Origin of the sequence: Pseudoalteromonas sp., from assembly GCF_041613455.1 — a bacterium.
Lineage (GTDB): Bacteria > Pseudomonadota > Gammaproteobacteria > Enterobacterales > Alteromonadaceae > Pseudoalteromonas.
In genome coordinates this window covers 23,863-31,554 of sequence record NZ_JBFJHD010000020.1, presented here as the reverse complement: position 1 = coordinate 31,554, position 7,692 = coordinate 23,863, and the positions used below count along the sequence as shown (strand labels likewise).

The following is a 7,692-nucleotide window of genomic DNA, read 5'->3' as shown; positions in this document are numbered from 1 at the left end:
TAACTGAATAATTTGATTAGCATAGTAACTAGGTTCAAACGCATTTATTAAGCTGGCTGCTATCTATTGCAGTTTTATAAGTCATAAAATTGACCGTCACTTTGAGCTTTAGCCTTTAGCAAAACACTCAAATAATTCACCATCAGCTTATTTAACATAACCACACAGTTACAACAAACAGCTACACCTTGCTTATGACGCTTATTGTTAACGTAAAACGAGTCACATGCAAATACCTAGGCTAGTGATTGTATATGCTAGAACAAGCCTACCTCATTATTTCATTGTTTGTCGCTGTTGTTCTAAGGTATTTGTTGCCTATTATTTGTTTGTTAAACAACCGCTTTTACTTCTACTGGCGATTTTTTTGGTTAAAATAGCGTAAGCGCTGGGTCACAATAGGCAGTTGATTAACAAATGCCCTAAAATAATGGCTGTATATCTAAATCCCCTATTTAACTGCATGAATTTCACACGTTTTCATTATGTTAAATTACGTGTTTTTATCTTAATTACGTGTAGTGGACCCAATTTATCTGCGTGTATATTAATAAAATAATCTAGCAACAATAGCAGCGAATAATATACTCAGCACAGTGCCCTGCTTTAGTTGCCATCAGCTATTTAGTTAAACGTATAAATCTTTATTAGCAGCTAAATACTGTCAGTAATGTGTGTAACTCTTGGCTAACCTTATGTTGTTTTGCAATTTGCGTAAATGGTGTTAATCGCAATTGATTATTCAATAGTCCCACCATTTTATTACGTTCCCCCTTTATTAACGCATTAACCGCTGCAACGGATAGTCGAATTGCTAACATGCGATCAGCTGCCGATGGGTTGCCGCCTCGTTGTAAATGGCCTAACTTAGTCACTCTTAAATCTATTGCTGAATTTATTTCACTGATTTTTTTTGCAACTAACTCAACCCCAACCTCATCTCCTTCGGCAACCACCACAATAAATGCATGTTCACTGTTATAACGATTAATTTTTTCTAATAGGTAGTTTATATCTTTAATACTTTCAGGTATCAAAATAGCATCGGCGGCAGAGGTCAAACCGGCATAGATGGCAATGTAGCCGGAGTCGCGCCCCATAACTTCAATTAAAAAAACGCGACTATGAGACTCGGCAGTATCTCTAATAATATCGATACATTGCATCGCGGTATTTACCGCCGAATCAAAACCTAGTGTAACCTCGGTACCAGCAATATCATTATCTATGGTGCCTGGTATACCAATACAAGGAATAGCGCAGCTTTGTGATAATGATTCAATCCCTTTAAACGTGCCATCACCACCAATGGCAATCAGCCCGTCGATATTATTTTTGAGTAGAGTATCCACGGCTTGGTTTCTTCCTGCAATTGTTAAAAACCGTTCACTACGCGCTGTTTTTAACACCGTGCCACCTAAGTGCATTGTGTGTTGTAATGTTTGGAATTCTAACGGCACTAAGTCATTATCAATCAGTCCATCAAACCCTTTTCGCACTCCTGACACTTTAATACCCTGTAACTGCGCGGTTTTTGTTACAGCGAATAAAGCACTGTTCATACCTGGCGCGTCTCCTCCAGATGTGAGTATCGCAATATGATTAAGTGTATGCGGCATGTTGTATGGCTACTATAAATAGTCGAGTTAGCTAAAGTATAGACAGCGTCAGTTAATCACACTGCAAAATTAATCAAGCGGGTAACCAATGCTAAATTTTTTGCAAAAAAAATCGCCACTCTAACAGTCGCGATTTTGCATTTATTATTTTGTTAAATACGTTTTAATGCAGCGCTGCAGTAAACGGAATACTGGCACAAATTTCAGCTTCGGCGATCAGTAACTCTTCTAAACGCGCATCAACTTCGTCTTTGTCAAAGTATTCGTAAGCAAGCTCTACAAATAAGTTTTTATGTTTTTCTTCTGATGCCGCTATAGCCACATAAAACTCTTTTTCTTTGCCTTCAGGTAATGCCTCTGCAACTAAAGAAAATCGTTCATGCCCCCGCGCTTCAATAACACCGCCTACTAGTAATCGGTCCATTAAAAAGCCATCGCGGCCGTGTCTAAATAGCGCGCGAATTTTTTTAATATAAGGATCTTTCTTGTCGTCACCTAAATTTACATCGCGGGCAATTAATATTTTTAGCACTTCTTTAAAATGAATCATTTCTTCAAGTGCTAAGTCGGCCATAGCTTTCACTAGTTTGCGTTTATCTGGGTAGTGCGACAGCATAGACATGGCCATGCCCGACGCTTTTTTTTCGGCCGCAGCATGATCTTGTAAAAAAGTATCAAAGTCTGCCAGTACAACTTCAGTCCATTCAAATGGGGTGTGGTATTTTAATTCAAACATGCTCGGTACAACTTAGTAAATTATGCGAGGATTTTAGCGTATCTTGGTGAAAAAATCATGCGTGATCACTGAGTGAAATCAAATAGTATAGGGTAAATGTTTATCTATGCGCCCTTTTGCCGTTGACTCAATTTTCAGCGGGTGTTTAATATCATTCCAGGCTGTTACTTTCCCCCCGCTATTTAGCTTTTCAAAGGTGCTGTTACTACTGGGCAGCTGTAAAAATTCACACAAGCGTTGATAACTCTGTGGCTTGGCTATATCAATCGACAAAAAATCCTGTGGGCGATCGCTAAAATACCCATGAGCATTATTAAAGTGAGTTTTATAACAGTCAGTTAAGTAGTTGTCGTCGTTTATATTCGCTATTGTAAGCTGTTGAAATGTGTTCAAATAACAACGTTTAATATGAATATTAAAGCCTCCATCGGGGCGCGTTAAATTGGTATGCATGCGCAGTAATAACTGCCGAATAGAGGCAAGCCACACATCGAGTTCACGCGCTAAATAAATAAATTTTGCATTGGGGTAATGGCGATCTAACGCTTGATAGTCGTTAAAAATTGGAGTGTCGGCAATGGCACTCGCTGCAGCAAAGCAATGTTGAGTATAGGCAGTATGTGCGGTGGCAACGCCTAACTCTAGTAACGCATGACAGACACTGGTGGTACCGGTCCGCGGCAGCCCTATGATAAATACTTTATTCATCGTATTGCACTTAGCTAAAACGGCTTAACAAAATGATGAAGGCACTAATAATAATCGTTAAAAACGTGGCAATAGTACCAATCTGGCGATATTTAATATTCTCTTCAACCATACTTAAATTATGAAACACGCGCCCTATAAATAACAGAGCACCTAATGCATGGCAGTAATGGCTGGCAAGCCCTTGGTATTCTGCTAAAAAAAGTAAAATCACTGCCAAAGGAACATACTCAATAAAGTTACCATGGGCACGAATAGCACGCTGTAACTGCGGGTTTTCGCCATCTCCTAGTGATATTTGAGCAGCTCTTCTAACAGTTATCACATTCAAACTGAGGTAGACATAAAATAGAGCCAGTAATGCAGCATAAATTGAAATGATCACGGAAACACGGTCCTTAAAATTTTTTGCAATAATACCACATTATTGGGCCAGAACTATCAGCAAACACTGCAGCTTTGTAGTTTAAATAGCTTTACCGGGCTGATGGTTACAAAAGCTAGATTAATACCTAGCTATACTGATATCTATGTTAATGTATTGCTATATCCCTGATAAAAAATAAGGATTTCAATGATAGTACCTCGTAAAGTGGCCAATAGTTATCGGGAAATGGTTAATAGTATAGGCTTTTACCCTTCCCTGTTGTCACTGGCATTTTTAACCTTTGCAGTGATCACTATGTCGATTGAATACACGCCGTTAATTGAAAATATAAAGTCGTTTATCTCTGTGGTATTAGTAGACAGCGCAGAAAATGCCCGCACTATTTTAAGCACTTTAGTCGGCAGCATCATTTCATTAACGGTATTTAGTTTCTCTATGGTTATGGTGGTACTTAACTCTGCCAGTGCTAGTTTATCGCCGCGCGTAGTACCTGGATTAATCACCCGAAAATCGCATCAATTAGTATTAGGCTATTATTTAGGCAGTATTATTTATTCGGTGATAATGCTCATTAACATTAACAAGCTTGAAGGCGGCGCGACAGCCATTCCATCACTCGGGGTGTTGTTTGCACTCATGTTTGGCTTGGTCTCATTAGGTTTATTTGTGTTTTTTATTCACTCAATTTCCCGTGCGATACAGGTCGATAACGTGTTAAATGGCTTATTTAGGCAAACAAAAAGTGAAATTAACGCCATTATAAAACGCCAACAAGAGAACCCATTACGCACCTTACCCGATTTTAGTGATTGGTATGGGATCAATAGCGACACCGAAGGCTATTATAAAGGCGTGCACAGTGAAAAGTTATGCGCCCTATTAGCGGAACATAAACTTGAGTTATATATTACGGTAAAACAAGGTTACTTTACCGTGAAAGGTTACCCGTTTTTAAAGTGTAATCGCGACATTTCACAACACGAACAGTTGATATCGGAAATATTGAGCTGCTTTATTTTTTATATTGAAGAGTACATAAGTGATCATTACCGCTACGGGCTAACGCAAATTTCTGAAATAGCGGTTAAAGCGATGAGCCCAGGTATTAACGATCCGGGTACCGCGGTTAAAGCGATAGATATGTTGAGCATTTTACTTATTGCTCGCTTATCTATTCGCGATATTAATTACACGTTTAAAAAGAGTAAAGATACGCCGCTACTTTATATTCACGAAACCAGTTTTGAAGAGCTACTGCATGATAACTTTACGCCCCTGCGTAATTACGCGAAAGGCGATGCTTACGTCATGACTAATGTACTGGAGGCGTTTAAAAATATTTTATTTGTGGCTAACAATAACGAGGATGCTCGCGATAGTTTATTTAAATACCTTAATGCCATTGTCGATGATATTAACGAAAATGTGACCAATGAATACGACCGCCACGAAATAACCAATATGCTCAAAGCAATTGCACGCATTAGTGAAAAACACGGCGAGCGGTTACTGGCGCGTTTTCAACGCCAGCAAGCTGACTAACTTATTCAATATAATACACGGCGTAGCTTGAGGCGGTGATAGTTATTTCACCGGCATGATAGGCATCGGGTACATAATTACTCGGTGCTTCGGCACTCAGCATCACTTTTTCAGCGCGCATATAAGGGGCTGACTGCACATCTAGCGGTTGCATCGATGCACTGTATAGCCCTTTTAATACAACACCATACGCTTGGCTAAATTCTTGCGCCGCGTTGCGGCTGTCTTTTATTGCCAGCTGTTGCGCTTGTTTATAGAGTGCGTCGTAATTGCTGGCTAAAAACCGTGTATGATTGATTTCATTTATGCCATTGTTAACTAAATTTTGTAATAACTCGGGGTATTTATCAATTTCAGCTAGCTTTACCATTAAGCTGCGCGCTACTCTAAAGCCTTTAAATTCTGACTGACCGCTTTCACGGTTATACTGATTTTCACGATTAATTGAAATTTGCCCGGCATTAATATCAGCATCGCTAACCCCTAACGCTTTTACTATTTTAATCGCCTTTGCCATCGTCTTATCGGTGTTATTTTTTGCAGCAATTAAATCAGTGCCCACCTCGGTAATTCCCACATGCAGTAACACATGATCCGGCATGGTGGTAATGGTTGCTTCCCCTTTTACATAAATATGCGCTGCGTCTGGCGTGGCTGTGGCAAATACATTTAAGCTCATTGCCGTTGCCAACGCTACTAAACATGCACTACGTAATTTCATCGCTGATCCTTTTGATGTTGGTTTAATTACCGTAACTTAAGCTTATTAAACAAGTTAGCACGTTAATCTGTAATGAACAGCAACAAAAAAACAGGCCTTGGCCTGTTTTTTAATTTACATCGGTCACGCAGCGCGTGCTACATAACCTGCGCTTGGGTTAAATACTACAACGCTTATAGTTACGGTATTCCGGTAGCCAGTAGTTTTTATCTATGGCAGCCCACAGTGCTTCATCAGAAATTTCTAGCGCAATGCCCTCTTCAATCGCTTTTTTACCCACCGCAAAGGCTATACGTTTACTCAGCGTTTCAATTTCAGTGAGTGCGGGTAATAAGCTCCCTTTACCTGTATTGGCACGCGGTGAAGACTCAGCCAGCATTTCACTAGAAACACTGAGCATCGCATCGCTAATTCTATTTGCTTTTGCAGCAATCACGCCTAAGCCAATGCCTGGGAAAATATAGCTATTATTACATTGTGGAATAGGGAACGTTTCGCCATTGTATTCAACCGGCGCAAATGGGCTACCCGTTGCCACTAAGGCTTTACCTTCGGTCCAGTTTATAATGTCTTCAGGTAACGCTTCTACTTGCTTAGACGGATTACTTAATGGAAAAATAATCGGTTGCTCACACGCCGAGTACATAGCACGGATAACTTGCTCGTTAAATAACCCCGGTTGACCCGATACACCAATTAAAATGTCGGGTTTTGCACAGTGCATTACGTCAAGTAATGAAGCAAACTCTCCACTGTAAGTCCAATCGGCTAAACGCGCTTGCGGTTGCACAAGTGTTTGTTGAAAATCACGTAATCCTTGCATGCCTTCGCTAAGTAAACCAAAGCGATCAACCATAAATACTTGGCTGCGCGCTTGCTCTTCGCTAATACCTTCAAACACCATTTGGCTAACAATTTGCTCAGCAATACCACAGCCGGCAGAGCCTGCACCCACAAACACCACTTTTTGATCGGCCAAGCGTTGCTGTTTAACACGACACGCCGCAAGTAATGAACCTACAGTCACGGCGGCTGTGCCTTGAATGTCGTCGTTGAAGCTACATATTTGGTCGCGGTAGCGTTTTAGTAATGGCATCGCATTCGGCTGGGCAAAATCTTCAAACTGCAGTAACACATTTGGCCAACGGCGTTTTACCGCTTGAATGAACAAGTCTAAAAACTCATCGTATTCGTCTTGCGCAATACGTTTGTGACGCGCGCCCATATACATAGGATCATTAAGCAACTTTTCGTTATTGGTACCCACATCAAGCATTACCGGTAATGTATACGCAGGGCTAATACCACCACAGGCAGTGTAAAGCGACAGTTTACCAATTGGAATGCCCATGCCACCAATACCTTGGTCACCTAAGCCTAAAATACGTTCACCATCGGTGACCACAATCACTTTTACTTTGCCTTTTGTGGCATTACGTAAAATGTCGTCAATTTGAAAACGCTCTTCATAGGAAATAAATAACCCACGCGCACTGCGATAAATATCCGAGAATTTTTCACACGCATCACCCACAGTTGGAGTGTAAATGATTGGCATCATTTCTTCGATATTATCGCGCACTAAACGATAAAACAGGGTTTCGTTATTATCTTGAATGGCACGTAAATAAATGTGTTTGTTTAAGTTGTCGGTAAAGCTTGAATACTGTTGGTAACAACGCTCTACTTGCTCTTCAATTGTTTCATAACGCGGCGGTAGTAAACCGGTTAAGTTGAAGTTTTCACGCTCTTTTTGGCTAAATGCGCTGGCCTTATTTAACAGCGGAGTCTCTAACAGAGTGGGGCCAGAATAAGGGATATAAAGATAATTTGGATCGGTATTTGTAGTCATATTTCCAAGCTTTAACTAAGTCTTAAGTTATGATCTGCCATTATCGGTGTTAAAGGTTAAATTGCAATGCAATTCAACCTTGTCAGACCATTGAGAATTTACAAGTGCGCTAATTGTGTTTATGAG

Annotated in this window: 7 protein-coding genes; 1 reads left to right on the top strand and 6 read right to left on the bottom strand. The window is 40.3% G+C overall.

Annotated elements, in window-relative coordinates; translation table 11 throughout:
- Window positions 1-647: 647 nt before the first annotated feature.
- The 4 genes from ABYB02_RS04015 to ABYB02_RS04000 all read right to left on the bottom strand — a co-directional run bounded on the left by ABYB02_RS04015 (window position 648) and on the right by ABYB02_RS04000 (window position 3,448).
- Window positions 648-1,619, bottom strand: a complete 972-nt coding sequence (locus ABYB02_RS04015) for an ATP-dependent 6-phosphofructokinase (protein ID WP_372761171.1) — start codon at window positions 1,617-1,619, stop codon at window positions 648-650.
- 163 nt (window positions 1,620-1,782) lie between these two features.
- A complete protein-coding gene (locus ABYB02_RS04010; RefSeq protein ID WP_372761170.1) occupies window positions 1,783-2,355 on the bottom strand; it encodes a tRNA-(ms[2]io[6]A)-hydroxylase in 573 nt (190 codons plus the stop codon).
- A gap of 78 nt (window positions 2,356-2,433) precedes the next feature.
- Window positions 2,434-3,063: a sulfotransferase family protein gene (locus tag ABYB02_RS04005; RefSeq protein ID WP_372761169.1), complete on the bottom strand. Its 630-nt coding sequence runs from the start codon at window positions 3,061-3,063 to the stop codon at window positions 2,434-2,436.
- Window positions 3,064-3,073: 10 nt separating this feature from the next.
- Window positions 3,074-3,448, bottom strand: coding sequence for an MAPEG family protein (locus tag ABYB02_RS04000; RefSeq protein ID WP_372761168.1), 375 nt, complete (start codon window positions 3,446-3,448; stop codon window positions 3,074-3,076).
- 189 nt (window positions 3,449-3,637) lie between these two features.
- On the opposite strand from ABYB02_RS04000, the gene ABYB02_RS03995 reads away from it, so the two are divergent.
- A complete protein-coding gene (locus tag ABYB02_RS03995; RefSeq protein WP_372761167.1) occupies window positions 3,638-4,993 on the top strand; it encodes a DUF2254 domain-containing protein in 1,356 nt (451 codons plus the stop codon).
- Window position 4,994: 1 nt separating this feature from the next.
- Here ABYB02_RS03995 and ABYB02_RS03990 read toward each other — a convergent pair whose 3' ends face one another.
- Both ABYB02_RS03990 and ABYB02_RS03985 read right to left on the bottom strand, forming a co-directional pair.
- The gene (locus ABYB02_RS03990; protein WP_372761166.1) at window positions 4,995-5,714 is read right to left on the bottom strand and encodes an SIMPL domain-containing protein; all 720 of its coding nucleotides are present in this window, start codon (window positions 5,712-5,714) and stop codon (window positions 4,995-4,997) included.
- A gap of 157 nt (window positions 5,715-5,871) precedes the next feature.
- Window positions 5,872-7,566 (bottom strand): NAD-dependent malic enzyme, encoded by a 1,695-nt coding sequence (locus ABYB02_RS03985; protein ID WP_372761165.1) that lies wholly within the window; start codon window positions 7,564-7,566, stop codon window positions 5,872-5,874.
- Between the last annotated feature and the right edge of the window lie 126 nt (window positions 7,567-7,692).